We start from the raw sequence: 22554 nt of genomic DNA, 5'->3' as shown, positions 1-22554 counted from the left end.
AACCTGCCTTACAACGTATCGGCCGGCACCCGCACCTTGCCTTCCATCAGCACACGGGCACTGCGGCTCATGATGGCCTTGGTCACCGTCCACTGGCCGTCAACGAGCCCGGCCTGAGCACCCACGCGCAATGTGCCGGAAGGATGGCCGAACGTCACCGCCTCGCGTTCGCCGCCACCGGCGGCACGGTTGACCAGGGTGCCCGGAATCGCCGCGGCGGTACCGATCGCCACCGCCGCGGTGCCCATCATCGCGTGGTGCAGCTTGCCCATCGACAGCGCACGTGCGTGCAGGTCGATGGCCGAGGCCGGGATCGACTTGCCGCTCGACGACACGTAGTCCTGCGCCGGTGCCACGAAGGCCACCTTCGGGGTGTGCTGGCGGGTGGCCGCGTCTTCCAGGCTCCTGATCAGCCCCATACGCAATGCGCCGTGGGCGCGGATCTTCTCGAAGCGCTCCAGTGCCGCCTTGTCCTCGTTGATTGCCGGCTGCAGCTCGGTGCCGGTGTAGCCCAGATCGGTGGCGTTGAGGAAGATGGTCGGGATGCCGGCGGTGATCATCGTCACCTCGAAACTGCCCACGCCCGGCACGTCCAGAATATCCACCAGATTGCCGGTCGGGAACATCGCGCCGGCATCGCCGTCATCGGACGGATCGATGAATTCCAGCTGGATCTCGGCGGCCGGGAAGGTCACCCCATCCAGTTCGAAATCGCCGATTTCCTGCACCTCGCCATCGCGCATCGGCACATGGGCAATGATGGTCTTGCCGATGTTGGCCTGCCAGATGCGCACCGTGCACAGGCCATCGCGCGGCACGCGGGCGGGATCGATCAGGCCATTGCCAATCGCGAACGGGCCGACGGCGGTACTGAGGTTGCCGCAGTTGCCGCTCCAGTCGACGAAGGCGGTGTCGATCGACACCTGGCCGTACAGGTAGTCCACGTCGTGGTCCGGCACCGAGGCGGCGGAGATGATCACGCACTTGCTGGTGCTGGAGGTGGCGCCGCCCATGCCGTCGGTGTGCTTGCCATACGGATCGGGCGAGCCGATCACGCGCATCAGCAGGGCGTCGCGTGCGGCACCCGGCACCTGCGCCGCCTCGGGCAGGTCCTGCAGGCGGAAGAACACGCCCTTGCTGGTGCCGCCGCGCAGGTAGGTGGCGGGAATGCGGAGTTGCGGGAGGAAGGTCATGGATGTGTTCCTTGCAAAGAAAGACGGCCCGTTGCCGGGCCGTCGGATGCCTTATGCCACCTTGGCGCCTTCCAGGAAATCCTGGGCGAAGCGCTGCAACACGCCGCCGGCTTCATAGATCGCCACTTCCTCGTCGCTGTCCAGGCGGCAGGTCACCGGTACGATCACGTCCTGGCCATCGCGACGGTGAATCACCACACTCAGCTCCGCACGCGGAGTGCGCTCACCGATCACATCGAACGTCTCGGTGCCATCGATGCCCAGAGTCAGGCGGGTGGTGCCCGGCTTGAACTCCAGCGGCAGCACACCCATGCCGATCAGGTTGGTACGGTGAATCCGCTCGAAACCCTCGGCCACGATGGCTTCCACGCCGGCCAGACGCACGCCCTTGGCGGCCCAGTCACGCGAGCTGCCCTGGCCATAGTCGGCACCGGCAATGATGATCAGCGGCTGCTTGCGCTCCATGTAGGTCTCGATCGCCTCCCACATGCGCATCACCTTGCCTTCCGGCTCCACGCGCGCCAGCGAACCCTGCTTCACGCTGCCGTCGTCATTGCGCACCATCTCGTTGAACAGTTTGGGGTTGGCGAAGGTGGCGCGCTGCGCGGTCAGGTGGTCGCCGCGGTGGGTCGCGTAGGAATTGAAGTCCTCCTCCGGCAGGCCCATCTTCGCCAGGTATTCGCCGGCGGCGCTGGAGGCCAGGATCGCGTTGGACGGCGACAGATGATCGGTGGTGATGTTGTCCGGCAGCACCGCCAGCGCGCGCATGCCCGCCAGCGTGCGCTCACCGGCCAGCGCCCCCTCCCAATACGGCGGGCGGCGGATGTAGGTGCTCTGCGGGCGCCAGTCGTACAACGGGCTGACCGCCGCGCCGTGCTCCACGCGCACGTTGAACATCGGGTTGTAGACCTTGCGGAACTGTTCCGGCTTGACCGCAGCCTTCACCACCGCATCAATCTCGGCGTCGGTCGGCCAGATGTCCTTCAGGCGCACCTCGTTGCCGTCGGCATCCAGCCCCAGCACATCCTTCTCGATATCGAAACGCACGGTACCGGCAATGGCGTAGGCGATCACCAGCGGCGGCGAGGCAAGGAAGGCCTGCTTCGCGTACGGGTGGATGCGGCCGTCGAAATTGCGGTTGCCCGACAGCACGGCAGTGGAAAACAGGTCGCGGTCGATGATTTCCTGCTGGATGTCCGGATCCAGTGCGCCGCTCATGCCGTTGCACGTGGTGCAGGCGAACGCCACGATGCCGAAGCCGAGCTTCTCCAGGTCCGGCAGCAGACCGGCTTCTTCCAGATACAACTGCACCGCCTTCGAGCCCGGTGCCAGCGACGACTTCACCCACGGCTTGCGCAGCAGGCCACGCTCGTTGGCCTTGCGCGCCAGCAGCGCAGCGGCAATCACGTTGCGCGGGTTGGAGGTGTTGGTGCAGCTGGTGATGGCGGCGATGATCACCGCGCCATCCGGCATCAGCCCCTGTGCCTGTTCGGCCTTGCCGGCTGCCAGCTTGGCTTCATCGGCAATGCCACGTTCGGCCAGCTCGGCCACCGGCAAACGCCGGTGCGGATTGCTCGGGCCGGCCATGTTGCGCACCACGCTGGACAGGTCAAAGCGCAGCACGCGTTCGTACTGCGCGGTGGCCAGCGCGTCGGCCCACAGGCCGGTGCTGCGCGCGTAGTTCTCGACCAGCGCGACCTGTGTTTCCTCGCGGCCGGTCAGGCGCAGGTAATCGAGGGTCTGCGCATCGATGTAGAACATCGCCGCAGTCGCGCCGTACTCCGGGCACATGTTGGAGATGGTGGCACGGTCACCGATGGTCAGTGCCGCGGCGCCCTCACCGAAGAATTCAAGCCAGGCGCCGACCACGCGTTCCTTGCGCAGGAACTCGGTCAGGGCCAATACCACGTCAGTGGCGGTGATGCCCGGCTGCGGCCGGCCGGTCAGCTCGACGCCGATGATGTCCGGCAGACGCATCCACGACGCGCGGCCAAGCATCACGTTCTCCGCTTCCAGACCACCCACGCCGATGGCGATCACGCCCAGTGCATCCACGTGCGGAGTGTGGCTGTCGGTGCCCACACAGGTATCCGGGAACGCCACGCCGTCCTGCACGTAGACCACCGGCGACATCTTCTCCAGGTTGATCTGGTGCATGATGCCGTTGCCCGGTGGAATGACATCCACGTTCTCGAAGGCCAGCTTGGTCCAGTCGATGAAGTGGAAGCGGTCTTCGTTGCGGCGATCCTCGATGGCGCGGTTCTTCTCGAACGCCTGCGGATCGAAACCACCGCATTCCACCGCCAGTGAGTGATCGACAATCAGCTGCACCGGCACCACCGGATTGACCTTGGCCGGGTCGCCGCCCTTGTCGGCGATCGCATCACGCAGGCCAGCCAGGTCGACCAGCGCGGTCTGGCCGAGAATGTCGTGGCACACCACGCGCGCCGGGAACCACGGGAAATCGAGGTCGCGGCGGCGCTCGATCAGCTGCTTCAGCGAATCGGTCAGCGTGGCCGGGTCGCAGCGGCGCACCAGGTTCTCGGCAAGCACACGCGAAACGTACGGCAGCGTGGCGTAGGCGCCGGGCTGGATCGCATCGACGGCGGCGCGCGCATCGAAATAGTCCAGCGAGCTGCCGGGAAGGTTCTTGCGGTAATCGGTATTCATGGGCTGGCGGAGTACTTGGGGCGGGCCGGCTGCCGGTGGTGCGGCAGCGAAAGCATCCGGCCGGCACGTAGCCGGCCGGATGGATACAGCAGGTGGATCAGACGCGCTTGTCGATGGCGACGAACTCGCGGTCTTCCGGTCCGATGTAGTTGGCGCTCGGGCGGATGATCTTGCCATCGATGCGCTGCTCGACGATGTGCGCGCTCCAACCGGCGGTGCGGGCAATCACGAACAGGGGGGTGAACATCGCGGTCGGCACGCCCATCATGTGGTAGCTGACGGCACTGAACCAGTCCAGGTTCGGGAACATCTTCTTGATGTCCCACATCACCGTTTCCAGACGCTCGGCGATGTCGTACATCTTCATGCTGGACTGCTCTTCGGACAGCTCACGGGCCACGTCCTTGATCACCTTGTTGCGCGGGTCGGACACGGTGTAGACCGGGTGGCCGAAACCGATCACCACTTCCTTGCGCTCGACGCGGGCCTTGATGTCTTCCTCGGCCTCATCGGGCGTGTCGTAACGCTTCTGCACTTCAAATGCCACTTCGTTGGCGCCGCCGTGCTTCGGGCCGCGCAGCGCACCGATGCCACCGCAGATCGCGCTGTACATGTCGCTGCCGGTGCCGGCGATGACGCGGCAGGCGAAGGTGGAGGCGTTGAACTCGTGCTCGGCGTACAGGATCAGCGAGGTGTGCATCGCCTTCACCCACGACTCCTGCGGCTTTTCACCGTGCAGCAGGTGCAGGAAGTGGCCGCCGATCGAATCGTCATCGGTTTCCACGTCGATGGCGCGGCCGTTGTGGCTCCAGTGGTACCAGTACAGCAGCATCGAGCCGAGGCAGGCCATCAGCTTGTCGGCAATGTCACGCGCACCCGGATGGTTGTGGTCGTCCTTCTCCGGCGACACACAGCCGAGCACGGATACACCGGTGCGCATCACGTCCATCGGGTGCGCCGACGGCGGCAGTTCTTCCAGTGCGGCCTTCACTGCCGCCGGGATACCGCGCAGCGACTTCAGCTTGGACTTGTACGAAACCAGCTCGGCACGGGTCGGCAGCTTGCCGTGCACCAGCAGGTAGGCGATTTCCTCGAACTCGCTGGTGTTGGCCAGGTCCAGGATGTCATAGCCACGGTAGTGCAGATCGTTGCCGCTACGGCCCACGCTGCACAGCGCGGTGTTGCCGGCAGCGGTGCCGGACAGGGCGACGGACTTCTTCGGCTTGAAGGTCGGGGTTGCGGTCGTATCGTTCATGTTTCCCTCCGAAAACTTGATGGTGCAGGGTACTGCTTATTTCTTGGCGGCGAACAGTGCATCGAGCTGCTGCTCGAAAGCGTGGTAGCCGATACGGTCATAGAGTTCTTCGCGGGTCTGCATGGTCTCCACCACGTTGCGCTGGTGGCCATCGCGGCGCACCGCCTGGTAGACGTTCTCTGCAGCCTTGTTGGCCGCACGGAACGCCGACAGCGGGAACAGCTGGATGGCGACGCCGGCCGAGGCCAGCTCGTCGCGGCTGAACAGCGGGGTGGCACCGAACTCGGTGATGTTGGCCAGCACCGGCACCTTCACCGCGTCGACGAAGCGGCGGTAGGTGTCCAGATCGTAGGCGGCCTCGGCGAAGATGCCATCGGCACCGGCCTCGACACAGGCGATGGCGCGCTCGATAGCCTTGTCCACGCCGTCCACCTGGATGGCGTCGGTACGCGCGATCAGGAAGAAGTCCGGATCGGTCTTGGCATCGGCGGCGGCCTTCACGCGGTCCACCATTTCACCCTGCGAGACGATCTCCTTGCCCGGGCGGTGACCGCAGCGCTTGGCGCCGACCTGGTCCTCAACGTGGCAGGCAGCAGCGCCGGCCTTGATCAGCGACTTCACGGTGCGCGCGATGTTGAACGCGCTCGGGCCAAAACCGGTATCGATGTCGACCATCAGCGGCAGGTCGCAGACGTCGGTGATGCGGCGCACGTCGACCAGCACGTCTTCCAGGGTGTTGATGCCCAGGTCCGGCAGGCCCAGCGAGCCCGCGGCAACGCCACCACCAGAGAGGTAGATGGCACGGAAGCCGGCGCGCTTGGCCAGCAGGGCGTGGTTGGCGTTGATCGCGCCGATCACCTGCAGCGGCGATTCGGCAGCCAGAGCCTCACGGAAGCGGGCACCGGCGGAGAAAGGGGCGGAAGCAGTCATGCGGCAATCCAGGTTGAAGATCAGGTGGGTGAGCGCAAGCACCATGCCAACCTGCAAGCGCTTGATTTCACGGGAATGACCGCCGCGCACAGGTGAAACATATGAAACATTGAAACAGATGTATCATGAAACATCCTGCCCGACGCCGCCGCCATGTACCTGCCCCGCTCCCCCCTGCGCCACGCCGATGTCGACCCCGCTCGCCCGGTGATCTGGACGGTCAGCGTTTCGCGGCTGACCGGCCTGCTCGGCGACGTCATTCCCGAGTTCGACCGCCGCGCGCGCATCGAGCAGATCAACCTCGGTTTCGAGGAAGCCGTGGACGTGATCGGCCAGCGCCTGCGCCGTGAGCACTGCGACGTGGTGATTGCCGGTGGCTCCAATGCTGCCTGGCTGCGCGGCCGGCTGGACCTGCCGTTGGTGCCGATCCAGGCCAACGGCTTCGATCTGATGGAGGCACTGGCACGTGCCCGTCGCATCGCCAGCCGCATCGGCCTGGTCACCCACGCCAGCGATGTGCCGGTATTCAGCCACTTCCAGCAGAGCTTCGGCCTGGACATCGAGCACCGCCGCTTCGTCACCCGCGAGGACGCCCGCGACTGCATCGCCGACCTGCGCGCCAACGGCATCGAGGTGATCGTCGGCACCGGCATGGCCATCGATCATGCCGAACAGGCAGGCCTGCCGGGCGTGCTGCTGTACTCGGCCGACTCAGTGCGCCAAGCCTTCGAACACGCGCTCGAGCTGACCCAGGCGTTGGCCCGCTCCGGCGGCAACCGGGCCGCCCCACGCAGGCGCGCAGCGCCGCGCACTGACACGCATGAACTGCTCGGTGGCAGCGACGCGATGGCACAGGTACGTGCCCAGATAACGCTGTACGCCCCGCACGACAGCACCGTGCTGGTCACCGGCGAAACCGGTACCGGCAAGGAACTGGTCGCACGACAACTGCATGCCGCCAGCGGTCGTCGCGGCCGTTTCGTCGCACTGAACTGCGGCGCGATCAGCGAATCGTTGCTGGAAGCGGAGCTGTTCGGCTACAGCGATGGCGCCTTCACCGGCGCGCGTCGTGGCGGCCGGGTCGGTCTGGTTGAAGCTGCAGACGGCGGCACGCTGTTCCTGGATGAGATTGGCGAGCTGCCATTGCCGTTGCAGACCCGCCTGCTGCGCGTACTGGAAGAACGCGAGGTGCTGCGCGTGGGCGCCACCGAACCGACCGCAGTGGATCTGCGCGTGGTCGCCGCCACGCTGCAGTCGCTGGAACAGCGCGCGGCGACGGGCAGCTTCCGTCGTGACCTCTATTACCGCCTCGCCGCGCTGCGTATCGCGCTGCCGTCGCTGCGGGCGCGACGCGACGACATTCCGCTGCTCGCGCAGCATTTCTTCCGCCAGCTGCGCGGCATTGATGCACCGCTGCACGAAGAAGCGATGGCTGTGCTGGCCAACGCCGCGTGGCCCGGCAATGTGCGCGAGCTGCGCAACCTGGTTGATCGACTGCGCATCCACTGGCAGCCGAGTGAGGGGCTGATTGATGCCACGCGACTGCTGCAACTGGCGCCGGAGCTGGTGAACGAAGGCGTCGCGGCACTACCGGCGGAAAGCAACGGCAAGCGACCGCCGCGTGCGCAGTTGGAGGCGCTGCTGCAGGAACACCGCAATGATCGTGAAGGCATGGCGCAGGTGCTTGGCGTCTCACGCACCACGCTGTGGCGCTGGCTGCGTGCGGAGGGGATGTAGGGTCGAGCTTGCTTGACGCTACAGAGGGCGCGCGAAACGGCCCCGTCTAACGCGCCCAGCGCGCTTCGATGGCCAACCGACCACTGCCGACGGCCGCAATCCACAGCAACAGCACGCCCAGCGACACTTCGCTCAGCAACAGCCATGCTTCCAGGCCGCGGCGCGACGCCGGCACAGCAGCAGGCAACGCCAGGAGTGCATGGCAGCTCCGGAAGTCAAGGGCATTCGTCGGAGTGTGCCGGTCGCCGGCCTGCTCGCAGATGAAGCGGGCCAGTCCGTTCGCGACAACCCGCTCCGTAGCGTCGAGCGTGCTCGACGGCTGTTGATCTGCCGCCAGGAGTAGTCGAGCGCGGGCTCGGCTCTACAGCAGCCCCATCACAAGATGCCTTATGGATACAGCAGGCGCTTGCTCCAGCGGCCTTCGGCGCCGGCTTCATAGCACCAGCGCTCGTGCAGGCGGAACTGCGCGCCGTACCAGAATTCGATGCGGTCGGGCACGACGCGCAGCCCGCTCCAGCCGTCAGGGCGCGGCACGTCCTTGCCTTCGAAGCGGGCCTCGATCTCGGCCACGCGCGCGTCGAACTCCTCCCGGGTCGCCAGCGTCTTCGACTGCTGCGAGGCCCATGCGCCAACCTGGCTCATGCGCGGGCGGCTGGCGAAATAGGCATCGGCCTCGGCATCGGCCACCTGCTCGACGCGGCCTTCGATGCGCACCTGGATGCCCGCCTCGCGCAGGCTGCGCCACAGGAACAGCAGCGCGGCCTGCGGATTGGCCTGCAGCTCCTGGCCCTTGTGGCTGTCCAGGTGGGTGTAGAACACGAAGCCGCGCTCATCGAACGCTTTCAGCAACACGGTACGCGCCGAGGGGCGGCCCTGCGCATCGGCAGTGGCCACGGTCATCGCGTTCGGCTCGACCTCGCGGCTCTGTTTGGCCTCTTCGAACAGGGCGGCAAACGTGGACAGGGCTTCGGCGTACAGGTCGCTCATGATTGCGTTGTTCTCACACGGTTTGGGCTATTGTGGCTGCATGGCCGCTGCTGCGTATATGCCCCAGGTGAAAGGATTCCCCGAAACACTGGCCGAACAGGTGCTGGACGATGCGCTGGGCAGCGGCGCTGCGGTTCCAGTATTGGCGATCAGCGGTCTGCAGGGGAGTGGCAAATCGACGCTGGCGGCACAGGTGGTGGCACGTGCACAGGCGCGGGGGCTGAACGCGGCCACGCTGTCGATCGATGATGTCTACCTGACCCGTGTGCAGCGCCAGCGACTGGCCAGGCAGGTACATCCGCTGCTGATCACCCGCGGCCCGCCTGGCACCCACGACCTGCCACTGGCCCATGCTGTGCTCGACGCAGTGGCCGCACGCCGGCCGTTCGCCCTGCCGCGCTTTGACAAGCTGGCCGACGAGCGCGTTCCCGAAGCGCAATGGCCACATCTCGAACAGCCCCTCGACCTGTTGGTGTTCGAAGGCTGGTTCCTCGGCACACCGGCCCAGGACGACGATGCGCTGGACAGCCCGCTGAACGCGCTGGAACGTGAGGCCGACGCCGATGGCCGCTGGCGGCGCTGGTGCAATCAGGCGCTGGCCCGCGACTATCCGGCGCTGTGGCAGCGCTGCAACCGCCTGTGGTTCCTGCAACCACCCGACTTTTCGGTGGTACCGCGTTGGCGCTGGCAGCAGGAACAGAACCTGCAGGCCGCCCAGCCGGGCCGGCATGGGATGAGCCGGCCGCAGCTGGAGCGGTTCGTGCAGTACTACGAGCGGGTCAGCCGGCAGGCGCTGCTGGCCCTGCCCACCCTCGCCGACCACGTGGTGGCGCTGGACGGCCAGCGCCAGGTGCAGGCGGTACGCTGAGGGCGCCTACTCCACCAGGAAGGTCACCCGCAGGTTGACCCGCCACTCGGTGATCTCGCCGCTGCCGTTGGTGACCACCTTGGTTTCATTCACCCAGGCACCCTGGATGCCCTTGACCGTCTCGGAGACCTTCTTCAACCCGCTGCGCACGGCGTCTTCCACACTCTTCGGCGAGGAGGCGGTGATTTCGATGACCTTGGCGACCGTCATGGTCTGTACTCCGGCTGGCGCGGGAGACCCCGCAGGAATGTCCACCCTGACGTGAAGAACGTAAAGGCCGGGGCACGGAGGTGTTAGCATCAGAGGGCATGAATCCTGCTCCGAACCTGATCCTGATCGGCCCGATGGGCGCCGGCAAAACCTGCATCGGCCGCCGCCTGGCCGAGCGCTTCACGCTGGACTTCGTCGATGTCGACCAGGCCATCGTCGATGCTGCCGGCGCCAGCATACCGACCATTTTCGAGCACTCCGGCGAAGCCGCCTTCCGCAGCCATGAACGCCAGGCCCTGGCCCGTGTGCTGGCCGGCCGCAACCAGCTGGTTTCGACCGGTGGTGGCGCGGTGCTGGATCCCGACAACCGGGCACTGATCGCCCGACGCGGCTTCGTGGTCTACCTGCGGGTCAGCGTGACCGCGCAGCTGGAACGCCTGGCCCGCGACAAGGGCCGGCCGCTGCTGCAGCGCCCGGACCGCGAGCAGGTGCTGCACGACCTGGCCGCACACCGCGACCCGCTGTATCGCGAGCTGGCCGACCTCACCCTCGATACCGACCCGTACACCGCTGCAGATGCGACCGCCCAGCTCGTGGTCAAGCTGGCTACGCATTGGCAGCGCCAGGACCTGACCGCATGACCTCCCCCGCCCTGCTGCAGGTCGCCGTTGGCGGCGACCGCCCCTACACCATCACCATCGGCACCGGTGCACAGACCGACGGTGCCGCACTGGCCACGCACGTGCGCGGCCGCCACGTGCTGCTGCTCAGCGACAGCGAAGTGGCCCCCCTCTACCTGGCGGGGGTGAAGCAAGCGTTGCTGACCGCACGCCCGGACCTGATCGTCGGCGAGCACGTGCTGGCTGCCGGTGAAGCCTCCAAGACCCTGGCCGAATTCGGCCGCGCGATCGAAGCCCTGGCTGCGCTCGGCGCCACCCGCGATGCCTGCGTGTTCGCCCTCGGCGGCGGCGTGGTCGGTGATCTGGCCGGTTTTGCTGCCGCGTGCTGGATGCGTGGCGTGGACTGCGTGCAGCTGCCGACCACCCTGCTGGCGATGGTCGATTCGTCGGTGGGCGGCAAGACCGCGGTCGACATTCCGGCCGGCAAGAACCTGGTCGGTGCCTTCCATCCCCCACGTGCGGTGATCGCCGATACCCGCGTGCTGGCCACCCTGCCCCCGCGCGAGCTGCGCGCCGGCCTGGCCGAAGTGGTGAAGTACGGCGCGCTGGGCGACGCTGCCTTCTTCGATTGGCTGCAACACAACGCCGAGGCATTGCTCGCCGGCGAGCACACCGTGCTGGCTGAAGCCATCGCGCGCAGCTGCCGGCACAAGGCCGCGATCGTCGAACGCGACCCGTTCGAGAAAGGCGAACGTGCCCTGCTCAACCTCGGCCACACCTTCGGCCACGCCATCGAAACCGAACAGGGCTATTCGGCCCCCGGCCGCGATGCGCTGAACCATGGTGAGGCGGTGGCGGTGGGCATGGTGCTGGCCGCGAAGCTGTCCACCGACCTGGGCCTGGCTGCCGACGCCGACCGCGCACGCCTGCAGGCACTGCTGGAACGCCTCGGCCTGCCGGTGACGATCCCCGCAGGGCTGGACCCGCACGCCCTGCTCGGCCGCATGCGGCTGGACAAGAAGAATGTGGCCGGTCGCCTGCGCCTGGTGCTGTGGCGCGGCATGGGCCGCGCCGAGGTGGTGCCGGACGTGGATGAGGCGGCAGTGCTGAAGGTGCTGGGCGCGGGCTGACCGTTTCCGCGTTCGCCGGGCATGGCCCGGCGCGACCGGGTTGTGTCGCGGCATGAAGCGCAGCCGAGCATGGGCTCGGCTCTACAGGTCCGTGCCGCCCCGGGGCGATACAATCGGTTCCATGCACGTCTACCTGCAACATCCCGACGCCGGTGCCGACGCACCGCGCTTCCTGCGCCTGAGCCTGCAGCCGGACCTGTTCGGCGGCTGGGAGCTGCTGCGCGAGAGCGGCCGCGTGGGAGGCCGCTCGCAGCTGCGGCGCGAGCTGTTCCTGCAGGCCGATGAAGCCCGCCACGCCTTCGAGAAGGCCCGCGATGCCGACCTGCATCGCGGCTTCCAGATCCTTTCGCACGGCGACTGACGCCGCTGCCCTTTCGTCCAAGGAATGCCCATCGTGACCAGCCCTCTCCGCAACGATCGCCTGCTGCGCGCCCTGCGCCGCGAACCGGTGGACTGCACCCCCGTCTGGCTGATGCGCCAGGCTGGCCGCTACCTGCCGGAGTACCGCGCCACCCGGGCCAAGGCCGGCAGCTTCCTGGGCATGGCCAAGACCCCGGAGATCGCCTGCGAAGTCACCCTGCAGCCGCTGCGCCGATTCCCGCTGGACGCCGCCATCCTGTTCTCGGACATCCTGACCATTCCCGATGCGATGGGCCTGGAGCTGTACTTCGTCGAAGGCGAAGGCCCCAAGTTCCGCCATCCGGTGCGTGATGAAGCCGCCATCGCCAAACTGGCGGTGCCGGACATGGAGCAGGACCTGGGCTATGTGATGGACGCGGTGCGCCTGATCCGCCGGGAGCTGGATGGTCAGGTACCGCTGATCGGTTTCTCCGGCAGCCCGTGGACGCTGGCCTGCTACATGGTGGAAGGTGGCGGCAGCAAGGATTTCGCGCGCATCAAGGCGATGGCACTGAACCACCCTCAGGCCCTGCACCGCCTGCTGGAGGTCACCACCGAGGCCGTCATCGCCTACCTCGGCGCGCAGCGTGCCGCCGGTGCGCAGGCGCTGCAGGTATTCGACACCTGGGGCGGTGTGCTGTCGCCGGCGATGTACCGCGAGTTCTCGCTGCGCTACCTGCAGCGCATCGCCGAAGGCCTGGAGCGTGGCGAAGGCAGCGAACGCACGCCGCTGATCCTGTTCGGCAAGGGCACCGGGCTGCATCTGGAAGCGCTGTCGCAGACCGGCGCCGATGCACTGGGCCTGGACTGGACGCTGGATCTGGACGAGGCGATGCGCCGCACCGGCGGCCGTGTTGCCCTGCAGGGCAACCTCGACCCGACCACGCTGTACGCCTCACCGGATGCGATCGCCACCGCCGCCGCGCGCGTGCTCGACACCTATGCCGCCGGCAACGGTGGTTCGCGCGAGGGCCATGTGTTCAACCTCGGCCACGGCATGTCGCCGGACATGGACCCGGCGCACGTGCAGGTGCTGGTCGACGCGGTGCACGCGCACAGCCAGCGCTGAGCATTCCGCACGCAATCACGGTGCGACGTTGATCGCACCGTGACCGTGTTTGCGCGATGATGGCGGCCCCCACGCTGCACCGGCCGCACGCCATGCCCACATCGTCATCGACCTACAACCGCCAGCGTCCCCTGCTGTGGCTGGTGTCCTTGGCGATCTTCATGCAGATGCTGGACTCGACCATCGTCAACACGGCCTTGCCGGCGATGGCGGCCAGCCTGGGCGAAAGCCCCCTGCAGATGCAGTCGGTGGTGTTCAGCTATGCGCTGGCGGTGGCCACCTTCATTCCTGCCTCCGGCTGGATCGCCGACCGCTACGGCACCCGCCGCACCTTCCTGGTGGCGATCATCCTGTTCACGCTCGGCTCGCTGGCATGCGCGCTGGCCCAGCATCTGCACCAGCTGGTCGGCGCGCGCGTGCTGCAGGGCATCGGCGGCGCGATGCTGCTGCCGGTCGGCCGCCTGGCGGTGATGCGTTCGGTACCGCGCGAGGACTTCCTGCGCGCGATGAGCTTCATCGCCATTCCGGCACTGGTCGGCCCACTGATCGGCCCGACGCTGGGCGGATGGCTGGTCGAGATCGCCTCATGGCACTGGGTGTTCCTGATCAATCTGCCGATCGGCGTGATCGGTTTCATCGCGGCGATGAAGATCATGCCCGACCACTACGCGAGCCACCGCACCCGCTTCGATCTGCGCGGCTACATCATGCTGGCGTTCGCGATGGTCGTTCTCTCGCTGGCACTGGACGGCATCTCCGGCCTGGGCGCGCCGCATGCACTGGTGATGCTGATGACCGTCGCCGGCCTGGCCGCCCTGGTCGGCTATTGGCTGCACGCGGCCAACTCCACCGCACCGCTGTTCTCGCTGGCGCTGTTCCGGGTGCCCAGCTACCGCATCGGCATCCTCGGCAACCTGTTCTCGCGCATCGGCAGCAGCGCCATGCCGATGCTGATCCCGCTGCTGCTGCAGGTCGGCCTCGGGCTGGGGCCGATGAACGCCGGTCTGATGATGGTGCCGGTGGCCGCCGCCGGCATGGTCTCCAAGCAGCTGGCGGTGAAGCTGGTGGAGCGCTTCGGCTACCGCCGCGTGCTGATGATCAACACGGTGCTGGTGGGCCTGGCAATGGCCAGCTTCATCCTGATGACGCCGGACCAGCCCCTCGCCTGGCGCCTGCTGCAGCTGGCGTTCTTCGGTGCGGTCAACTCACTGCAGTTCACCGTGATGAACACTGTGACCCTGCGCGACCTCGACCGCGAGTTCGCCAGTTCCGGCAACAGCCTGCTGTCGATGGTGATGATGCTCGCCGCCGGCTTCGGCGCTGCGGCCGCCGGCAGCCTGCTGGCGGCATTCGGCAATCATCTGGACAGCACCGACGCCACCGCGGCGTTGCATGCCACGTTCCTGTGCGTGGGTGCGATCACGCTGACCTCGACGATGATCTTCTGGCAGCTGCCCGACACCAAGCCCGAACCGCGGCAGGTCGAGCACGTCGCGGAGTGAAGGGGGTTCGGCAGGGCTGCGCCCTGCACCCACTGGAGGCAACGGCAACGGCCGAAGCAACATCAAAAGCGGGCATTCCGTGGGATGGCGGGGAGGTGTCGGAGTGCGGGGACGCCGCAAGTACGTCCGTGTAGGCTTGGCAGCCGCATCCATGCGGCTGACACCCCGCACTCCGACACCTCCCCGCCTCTGACAGTTTCCTGTGTCCGGTAGATCCACGCCATGCGTGGATCAAATCTGTCAGATATCGAATTGAATCTGGGGTCAGATCCGTTTTCCTGCGGAAAACGGATCTGACCCCAAGCGCCGTTCCGACAGATCGCGGAATTCTGTCGAAGGCGGGGTGGGTCCGGTTGCGGGGGCGTGAGCGCCATGGGCCCGAGGCATGCCTCGGGCGGATTGGGCAGGACGCCCAACCCCGGTCTTGCCGTGTGCGCAGGACAGCGCACACGAGCAAGGCGCGACCGAGCCTACATGGGTGAGGGCGCTTTGCTTGCGAAGCACTGCTTCGCAAGCGCCCGAACGCACAGCCGCCAGCGGCTGGGCCGGACCCCGGAGGGGAATTCACGGCGTCCCCCGCAACCGGACCCACCCCACCATTTCCCAGGAATTCCGCTTTTGCTTTTGCTTCGGCAGGTGCAGGGCCGCAGGCCCTGCCGCCCCCCTACCGTCCCATTACCCTGGCGATCGCTTCCACCAGCAGCTCACCGGTCACCGGCTTGCGCAGGAAGCCGCCGATGCCAGCCGCTTCCACCTGCTGCTGCAGGTCCGCATCGGTGCGCGCAGTCACCGCCAGCAGTGGCAACATGTAGCCCTGGTTGCGCAGGTGCTGCGCCAGCTCGAAGCCGCTCAGGCCCGGTAGATCCAGATCCAGCAGGCCGACATCGAAATCACCGGCACTGATCTCGCGCAACGCCGCCAGTGCATGCCCGGCATGCACCACCTCATGCCCGCGTGCGCTCAACAGTCCGCGCATCACATCGGCCACGGTGGCATCGTCCTCGACCAGCAGCACCCGCAACGGTGGCATGTTCGCCACATCATCACGATGGGTCTCGGCGGCCGCCTCGGCATCGCTGTCCACCACCAGCGGCAACGGCAGGGTCACGCCGAAGCAGGTACCGCGACCGAGTTGGCTCTCGACCTGGATGCGCCCCTGCATCGCCTGTGCCAGTTCACGGCAGATCGCCAGGCCCAGGCCGCTGCCACCGTATTGCGCCGCCGTACGTGCACCATCGGCCTGCTCGAAGCGTCGGAACAGGCGCTGTTGCTGTTCCTGGCTGATGCCCGGACCGGTATCGCGCACTTCGAACTGCAGCGCGCGCAGTTCGCCATCGCAGCGCGCATGCAGGGTGATGGTGCCGCGGCTGGTGAACTTCACCGCGTTGGACAGCAGGTTGAGCAGGATCTGGCGCACGCGCATGGCATCGCCAGTGGCCTGCAGGCCTGCTGGCAGCTGGTTGTCCAGACTGAAGCGCAGGCCCTTCTGTGCGGCCAGCGGGCCCATCAGGGCAGCCAGGTCACGCAGCAGGCCATTCAATGGGAATGGCTTGGACTGCAGTTCCAGCCGCCCCGATTCGATCCGGGCCAGATCCAGCGCATCGTTGACCAGGTGCAGCAGATGCTCGCCGGCATGCCGGATCGATTGCGTGTAGCCGCGCTGCTGCGGGTCCAGCGGCGAGGACAGCAGCAGCTCGCTCATGCCCAGCACGCCGGTCATCGGCGTGCGGATCTCGTGGCCGAGGTTGGCCAGGAAGCGGGTCTTGGCCGCCGAGGCCTGCTCGGCCAGTTCCTGCTTGTGCAGCGCCAACTGGTAGGCATGGCGGCGCTGCAGGCGACGGCGATACAGCCAGGCGAACCAGCTGGTCAGCAGCAATGCGATCGACGCCAGCACCAGCAGGCCGGACAGGCTGCGCCACCACGGCGGCTGCACGCGGAACTCCAGGCTCTGCACCCGCGACCAGACGTGGTCAGCCGAGCGCGCCTGCACTTCCAGCCGATAGCTGCCGGGCGCCAGGCGCGAGAACAGGCGCTCGCCGGCCGGGCCGACCTCGACCCAATCCGGGTCGTAGCCAGCCAGGCGATAGCGGTAGGTGTTGGAGGCCGAATCGGCGAAGGAGAGCAGCCGCGCGACGATGCGCAGGTCGCGGTCGCCATCGGCGATCTGCAACGGCACATCATGGGTCATGTCCAGCACCTGCTCGTTGCGACGCACTTCCACCCGCTCGATCACCAACGGTGCGCGGCGCACCGAAGGCCGTACCTGCTCCGGGTCGAACACCACCGCGCCGGCGGCCGTACCGGCCACCAGATGACCATCGGCGGCGGCTATCAGCGTGTGCTCGCGAAACTCCTGGCTTGGCAGCCCATCGTGCACGCCATACAGGCGCACGCTCTGCCCGTCGGCGCTGACCCGTACCAGGCCGCGCGCACTGGTGGCCCAGGCCACCCCCTGGGCGTCAACCACCAGGCCAGAGGCGGAGATGGCTGGATAGCCCTGCTCCGCACCAACCACTGCCTGCCGTTCCAGGCGCCCCTGGCTCCAGCGGTAGCGCGACAGGCGACCGTCCTCGGACAGCCAGACCTGGCCATCGCGGCCCACATGCAGCGCATGGATCGCGGTTGCCGGTGCACCCGGCACCGGCTGGAACCGTTCGCTCTCCGGCAGCCATTGCAGCAGACCACGGCTACTGGCCAGCCAGATGTGGTCCTGTGGTCCGCATTCCACGTCGAGGTTGAGCTGGCCCTGCTGCAGTCCTCGCTGGCCATTGTCCAGCTGGCGCCGCAGGTGCCCGTCGAGGTCGCGCTGCTGCAACCCCGCAGGCAGCATCAACCAGAGGCTGTCGCCATCGCAGGTCATCATGGCCTCGATGACCCCTTCCATCGGCGCATCGTCGCCCGCCTCGCGTCCCCAGCGGCGTAGTTCGCGTCGTTGCGGGTCGTAGCGCAACAGCGCATCGGTCGACCCGATCCAGACCTGACCACGGCGGTCTTCACGCACCGACGTCAGCCAATACATGCCGTTGACCCAGGTGCGGTGCTGCTCGACCTTGCCGGTCCTTGGGTCGAAGCGGTCCAGCGCGCCATGGCTGCCCACCGTCCAGACGCCGCCGTTGCTGGACGGGCTGGTGCCCAGCACAAGGGCATTGCGCAACGAGGTGGGATCGTCCTCCAGCCGCGACAGTACCGAAAACTGCCACCAGCGCGGCAGCAGATGCCACAGGCCAGCATTGGTGCTGGCCAGCCAGATGCCGCCTTCACGGTCTTCATAGGCACCGGCCCAGTTCGGCCGTACCGGCCCACGCGCGATCGTGCTGTACAACGGCACGGTCTGGTACTGGCCATCGACCGCACGCCCCAGCCCACTGCGGGTATCCAGCCAGTTCCCGCCCTGCTCATCGCGCAGCATCATTCCCAGCACCTGCTCGCCCGGCGGCAGTTTCCATGGCGGTGCCTCGAAGCGACCATCCGGGCGGCGCACCGTGGCACCGGCCATCGTGCTGATCCACAGGCTGCCATCGGGATCGGCCGTCAGGCCGTTGATCAACTGGCTGGGAATGACGTCCGCGCCGATGCGCTCGAAGTCGGTTCCGGTCCAGCGCGCCACGCCGTGCTTGGTTCCGATCCACAGACTGCCATCGGCGAGCGTGGCCAGATAAGGCACCGACGACGAGGGCAGGCTGCGCGGATTGTTCGGTTCAGGCAGGAAGCGCTGCAGGCGGTCGTGGCTGTCCAGCCGGTACAACCCACCTTCATGGGTGCCGAACCAGATCGAGCCATCGGGCGTGCTGGCCAGGCTCCAGATGGTGTTGGTGCCCATCAATGGCTGGCTGCTGCGGTCGTAGAAGTGCAGCTGCCGGCGATCGGCCGACATGCGCACCAGGCCGGCATTCTCGGTACCGATCCACAACTGGTTGCGGGCATCGACCATCACCGTCCAGATGCGGTTGTCGCGCAGCCCATCCTCCGAGCGCCAGACCCGATAGGTGCGCCCGTCGTAGCGGGCCAGGCCATCGTTGGTGGCGATCCAGAGATAGCCATAACGGTCTTCGGCCATGCGGTTGACGGTATTGGACGGCAAGCCATCGAACACCGTCACCTGTCGCGGACTCGGAGGTACCGGCTGCGCCGCAACGGGCGACACGCAGCACAGCAGGACCAGCAGCAGCATCGCCGCCCGCAGATACACCACCGATTGCCTCCTCACGCTGGTCCTGATGATTCCCGCGCTGCGGGCGTCGGCATGGTAAACCGAAAGTCGCGCCGTTCACGCCCGGCGCCGGCACGGTCACGCTGTGGTCTGGCGTTTTGCACGGGCCTGGGCGATGGCGGCCACCAGCAGATCACCGGTGACCGGCTTGCGCAGGAAACCGTCGAATCCAGCGGCGAGCACCTGTGTCTCGGCATAGGCATCGGAGCGTGCGGTCACCGCCACCAACGGCAGTTCATAGCCCATGGTGCGCAGCTGGCGGGCAATGGCGGTGCCATCCAGCGCCGGCAGATCGAGATCGAGCAGGCCCACGTCGAAGCCATCGGTGGCGATCTCCGCCAATGCGCCCAGACCGTGCAGCACATGCACCACGTCATGTCCGCGTCCGCGCAGCAGGCCTGCGATGACTTCGGCCACGGTGGCGTCATCTTCGACCAGCAGGATGCGCAGCGGTGGCAGCACCGGCAACGTCGCCGACTCGCCGGCCACTCCGGCCGCCTGCCGGGTCCACGGCAATGGCAGGCGCACGCGGAAGCGCGCGCCCTTGCCGGGCTGGCTGTCCACTTCGATACGTCCGCCCATCGCCACCGCCAGCTCCTGGCAGATCGCCAGGCCCAGCCCGCTGCCGCCATAACGCGACGCCGTGCGCGGGCCGTCGGCCTGCTCGAAACGATGGAACAGGCGCTCCTGCTGCTCGGCATTGATGCCCGGGCCGCTGTCATGCACGTCGAAGCACACGCCGCTCTTGTCATCCAGGTGCACGGCCAGGCCAACGTGGCCGCGCTCGGTGAACTTGATCGCGTTGCCAAGCAGGTTCAGCAGGATCTGGCGCACGCGCATCTCATCACCACTGACGCTGATCGGGCCGGGCGGATTCTCACCGCGCTGGAACTCCAGCTGGCGCTGGTTCGCCATCGGCTGCATCAGGCCCTGCACCTGGTCGAGCAGGTCCACCAGATCGAACGGACGCAGGTCCAGTTCCAATCGCCCGGCCTCGATGCGGGCCAGATCCAAGGCATCGTTGACCAGCCGCAGCAGGTGGCTGCCGGCCTGCTGGATCGAGCCGGCATAACCGCGCTGCACCGGATCCAGCGGAGTAGCCAGCAGCAGCTCGCTCATGCCCAGCACGCCTGTCATCGGCGTGCGCACCTCGTGCCCCAGCGTGGCGAGGAAGCGGCTCTTGGCCTGCGAGGCCTGTTCGGCCAGCTGCTGCTTGTGCACGGTCAGCTGCCATTGCTGGCGGCGCCGCAGGCGTGCGCGGATCGACCAGACCAGGATCACCAGCAGCAGTGACCCCAGCAGGATGTAGCCGAAGATCGCCATGCCGCTGCGCCACCATGGCGGCAGCACCTTCACCTGCAGCTGCTGCGAGGGTGTCCACGCGCCGCTGGCGGTCGCTGCCTGCACCTCGATGAGGTAACTGCCGGTGGGCAAGCGTGACAGCGTACGCTGGCCGTCACCGCCCTGCTCCACCCAATCCTGATCGTACCCCTGTACGCGGAAACGGTAGCGGTTGCCCTGCGGGCTGGCATAGGACAGCAGGCGCGCATCGATCTGCAGGTCGCGATCGTCCGGCCCCAGCAGCAGGATGCCGGTAAGCGGCAACGGTTGCCAACCACGCGCATCATCGCGGCGCACGCGCACCTCGGCGATCACCAGCGACGACGGCGGCAGCACGGTGTCGGCAACATTCATATCGAAGGCGACCAGTCCGGTCTGGGTGACAGCCAGCACACGGCCATCGGCATTCACCGCCGGCGGCCGGCCGGTGAACTCGGCATCGGACAGGCCATCACGCTCGTTGAACTGCTGCAGCCGCCGCGCCTTTGGGTCCCAGCGCAGCAGGCCGCGTGGTGTGGTGGCCCACAGCTGGCCATTGGCGGCCAAGGCCAGTCCGCCCATGGTGACCGGTGGCACGCCTGCACTGCCATCGATGCGCTGGATCAGGCGCAGGCTCATGCCATCCCATTGGTAGCGCTCGAATGCCCCTTGGCGCGCCAGCCACAACTGCTGCGGATCGACCCACACCAGGTCGTAGATCGGGCCGCGCGAAACGCCCGGCACCGCCTCGAAGCGCCCGGCCTGCTCACGCCAGATGCCCATGTCGCCCATTACCCAGGGCCGGCCCTGGGCATCGAAGCGGATCTGCTCGATCGGTGCATCGGCCGTGCCACGGAAGTGCTCAAGCGGATAACTGTGCAGCAGGCGGCCCTGCGCATCGCGCTGCTGCAGGTCCAGGCCCATCACCGACACCCAGACCGTGCCATCAGGTGCCTGCCGCATCAGGTCGATGCGCTGGCGCAGGTCGGCACTGCCGTCGATCCGCCAATCCTGCAGTCTGCCGGTGGCCGGATCGTACTCGGTGATGCGGCCGCCACGTCCCAGCCACAGCCGCCCATCCGGGCGCGGCAACACCGACCACACCACGCCGCTGCCAAGCTGCCGATCGCTGGCGAGCAGCCGCAGGGTGCCCTGTGCATCCAGCTGGTAGACGCCACGGGCCGAGCCGACGTAGTAGTTCTGCCCATCGCTGGCCGCGCTCAGCAGGTACTGGCTGTCCAGCGGCTTGCCGTCGAGCTGGTTCCAGATCGAAAAACGCCGCCAATCCGGTGGCAGATAGGCCAGGCCCTGGGTCAGCAGCGCCACCCACAATCCGCCCTCGTGGTCCTGCAGCAGGTCGAGTACGCCGCTGTGCGCGGTCAGGAAGCCACTGCCGCGATCGCCCTCCAGGCGGCGCAGCGCCGCCGCATCGCCACGCAACAGGCCATCGGAGGTGCCGGCCCAATAGCCGCCCTGGCGATCGGCCAGCACCAGCGCCGAGCGCAGCTGGCCACTGTCGGCCCATCGAGGGCGGCTGACCCGGTCCTGCGCATCGATGCGGTACAGGCCATCGTTCTGGCTGCCCACCCAGATCGAACCCTCCGCATCACGGCTCAGGCGGAGCACGCTCAGCGCGCCCAGTTCCCGCGCTGCCACCGGCTCGAACCCGCTGCCATTCCAGCGCGCCACACCGGCTTCAGTGCCCACCCACAGTCGGCCCCGGGCATCGACCAGGCTGGTGAAAATACTGTTGCTGGGCAGCCCGCCCGAGCGTGCCGGGTCGTGTGCATAGAGGCGCACGCTGCCATCTTCGCCCAGCCGGCACACACCATGGTTGTTGGTACCGATCCACAGCGCGTCGTCGGCGTAGGCCAACGCCCAGAACTGGCCCTGACACTGCGCATTGACCGTATCGAAGGTCCTGAAGCGTTCGCGGTCGGCATCCAGGCGCGCCACGCCCTTGCCGTTGATGCCCACCCAGACCCGGTCCAGCGGATCGACCAGCAGCGTCTCGATCTCGTTGCCCGGCAGCGAGCCCGCCTGTTCCGGGTCGTGCTCCCAGACCCGCAGGCGGCTGCCATCGTAGCGGGCCAGGCCGCCATCGGTGGCCGCCCAGATGTGGCCCTGGCGGTCCTCGGCCAGCGCAACCACCATGCGCGACGGCAAGCCCTCAGCGGCACCGAAACGGCGCAGGCGCGGTGTTTCTGCCATGTCCAAGGTCGCAGCCGCCGCGGCCATCGCCATCAGCAGCAATCCCATACCTGCGATGCCACGGCACCACCGGCGCCAGCCGCTCGTCATCCTGAACCCCCTGTCCTGGGCCGATTGTCACACAGGGCCGGGTTCATCGCTGCAACAGCCTGTTTCCACAGGCAGAGCCACCACGAACTGTTGCAGCCATGCACGCAACGTTGGCGGGGGGCTGTGCGTATGATCGCAACGTCCCCTTCCCGG

At 67.3% G+C, this 22554-nt stretch carries 16 protein-coding genes; 7 read left to right on the top strand and 9 right to left on the bottom strand.

Annotation, left to right across the window (positions count from 1 at the left end; all coding sequences use genetic code 11):
- Positions 1 to 8: 8 nt before the first annotated feature.
- From prpF to prpB, 4 genes are all read right to left on the bottom strand, one after another.
- Positions 9 to 1193: a 2-methylaconitate cis-trans isomerase PrpF gene (prpF, locus tag ABH900_RS19500; protein ID WP_429624837.1), complete on the bottom strand. Its 1185-nt coding sequence runs from the start codon at positions 1191 to 1193 to the stop codon at positions 9 to 11.
- A 51-nt stretch (positions 1194 to 1244) separates the two neighbouring features.
- Positions 1245 to 3863, bottom strand: coding sequence for a Fe/S-dependent 2-methylisocitrate dehydratase AcnD (gene acnD, locus ABH900_RS19495; protein ID WP_429624835.1), 2619 nt, complete (start codon positions 3861 to 3863; stop codon positions 1245 to 1247).
- A gap of 97 nt (positions 3864 to 3960) precedes the next feature.
- On the bottom strand, positions 3961 to 5118 hold the full coding sequence (prpC, locus tag ABH900_RS19490; protein WP_429624833.1) for a bifunctional 2-methylcitrate synthase/citrate synthase: 1158 nt from the start codon (positions 5116 to 5118) through the stop codon (positions 3961 to 3963).
- A gap of 36 nt (positions 5119 to 5154) precedes the next feature.
- The gene (prpB, locus tag ABH900_RS19485) at positions 5155 to 6048 is read right to left on the bottom strand and encodes a methylisocitrate lyase (protein WP_429624831.1); all 894 of its coding nucleotides are present in this window, start codon (positions 6046 to 6048) and stop codon (positions 5155 to 5157) included.
- Positions 6049 to 6201: 153 nt separating this feature from the next.
- Here prpB and prpR point away from each other — a divergent pair, with 153 nt between their 5' ends.
- Positions 6202 to 7785: a propionate catabolism operon regulatory protein PrpR gene (gene prpR, locus ABH900_RS19480; protein ID WP_429624830.1), complete on the top strand. Its 1584-nt coding sequence runs from the start codon at positions 6202 to 6204 to the stop codon at positions 7783 to 7785.
- A gap of 46 nt (positions 7786 to 7831) precedes the next feature.
- Here prpR and ABH900_RS19475 read toward each other — a convergent pair whose 3' ends face one another.
- Complete coding sequence (locus ABH900_RS19475) at positions 7832 to 7972, bottom strand: hypothetical protein (protein WP_429624829.1); 141 nt, start codon at positions 7970 to 7972, stop codon at positions 7832 to 7834.
- Positions 7973 to 8172: 200 nt separating this feature from the next.
- On the bottom strand, positions 8173 to 8772 hold the full coding sequence (gene pdxH / locus ABH900_RS19470; RefSeq protein ID WP_429624827.1) for a pyridoxamine 5'-phosphate oxidase: 600 nt from the start codon (positions 8770 to 8772) through the stop codon (positions 8173 to 8175).
- Positions 8773 to 8812: 40 nt separating this feature from the next.
- Here pdxH and ABH900_RS19465 point away from each other — a divergent pair, with 40 nt between their 5' ends.
- Positions 8813 to 9640: a kinase gene (locus ABH900_RS19465; protein WP_429624825.1), complete on the top strand. Its 828-nt coding sequence runs from the start codon at positions 8813 to 8815 to the stop codon at positions 9638 to 9640.
- A 6-nt stretch (positions 9641 to 9646) separates the two neighbouring features.
- On the opposite strand, the gene ABH900_RS19460 is transcribed toward ABH900_RS19465, so the two are convergent.
- Complete coding sequence (locus ABH900_RS19460; RefSeq protein WP_005410663.1) at positions 9647 to 9850, bottom strand: dodecin family protein; 204 nt, start codon at positions 9848 to 9850, stop codon at positions 9647 to 9649.
- Between the two features lie 98 nt (positions 9851 to 9948).
- Between ABH900_RS19460 and ABH900_RS19455 the strand changes: the two genes are divergently transcribed.
- The 5 genes from ABH900_RS19455 to mdtD all read left to right on the top strand — a co-directional run bounded on the left by ABH900_RS19455 (position 9949) and on the right by mdtD (position 14570).
- Positions 9949 to 10491: a shikimate kinase gene (locus tag ABH900_RS19455; protein WP_429624824.1), complete on the top strand. Its 543-nt coding sequence runs from the start codon at positions 9949 to 9951 to the stop codon at positions 10489 to 10491.
- Positions 10488 to 11600 (top strand): 3-dehydroquinate synthase, encoded by a 1113-nt coding sequence (gene aroB, locus ABH900_RS19450; protein ID WP_429624823.1) that lies wholly within the window; start codon positions 10488 to 10490, stop codon positions 11598 to 11600. The genes ABH900_RS19455 and aroB overlap by 4 nt, the downstream gene beginning before the upstream one ends.
- A gap of 121 nt (positions 11601 to 11721) precedes the next feature.
- A complete protein-coding gene (locus ABH900_RS19445) occupies positions 11722 to 11961 on the top strand; it encodes a WGR domain-containing protein (RefSeq protein WP_429624821.1) in 240 nt (79 codons plus the stop codon).
- A 24-nt stretch (positions 11962 to 11985) separates the two neighbouring features.
- On the top strand, positions 11986 to 13068 hold the full coding sequence (gene hemE, locus ABH900_RS19440; protein WP_429624820.1) for a uroporphyrinogen decarboxylase: 1083 nt from the start codon (positions 11986 to 11988) through the stop codon (positions 13066 to 13068).
- Between the two features lie 92 nt (positions 13069 to 13160).
- A complete protein-coding gene (mdtD, locus tag ABH900_RS19435; protein WP_429624818.1) occupies positions 13161 to 14570 on the top strand; it encodes a multidrug transporter subunit MdtD in 1410 nt (469 codons plus the stop codon).
- Between the two features lie 664 nt (positions 14571 to 15234).
- Here mdtD and ABH900_RS19430 read toward each other — a convergent pair.
- Positions 15235 to 18762, bottom strand: coding sequence for an ATP-binding protein (locus tag ABH900_RS19430; RefSeq protein WP_429624817.1), 3528 nt, complete (start codon positions 18760 to 18762; stop codon positions 15235 to 15237).
- 96 nt (positions 18763 to 18858) lie between these two features.
- Positions 18859 to 22401, bottom strand: coding sequence for an ATP-binding protein (locus tag ABH900_RS19425; RefSeq protein ID WP_429624816.1), 3543 nt, complete (start codon positions 22399 to 22401; stop codon positions 18859 to 18861).
- Between the last annotated feature and the right edge of the window lie 153 nt (positions 22402 to 22554).

This window comes from Stenotrophomonas sp. AN71 (genome assembly GCF_050435725.1).
GTDB lineage: Bacteria > Pseudomonadota > Gammaproteobacteria > Xanthomonadales > Xanthomonadaceae > Stenotrophomonas.
This window is presented reverse-complemented; position numbering and strand designations above follow the sequence as displayed.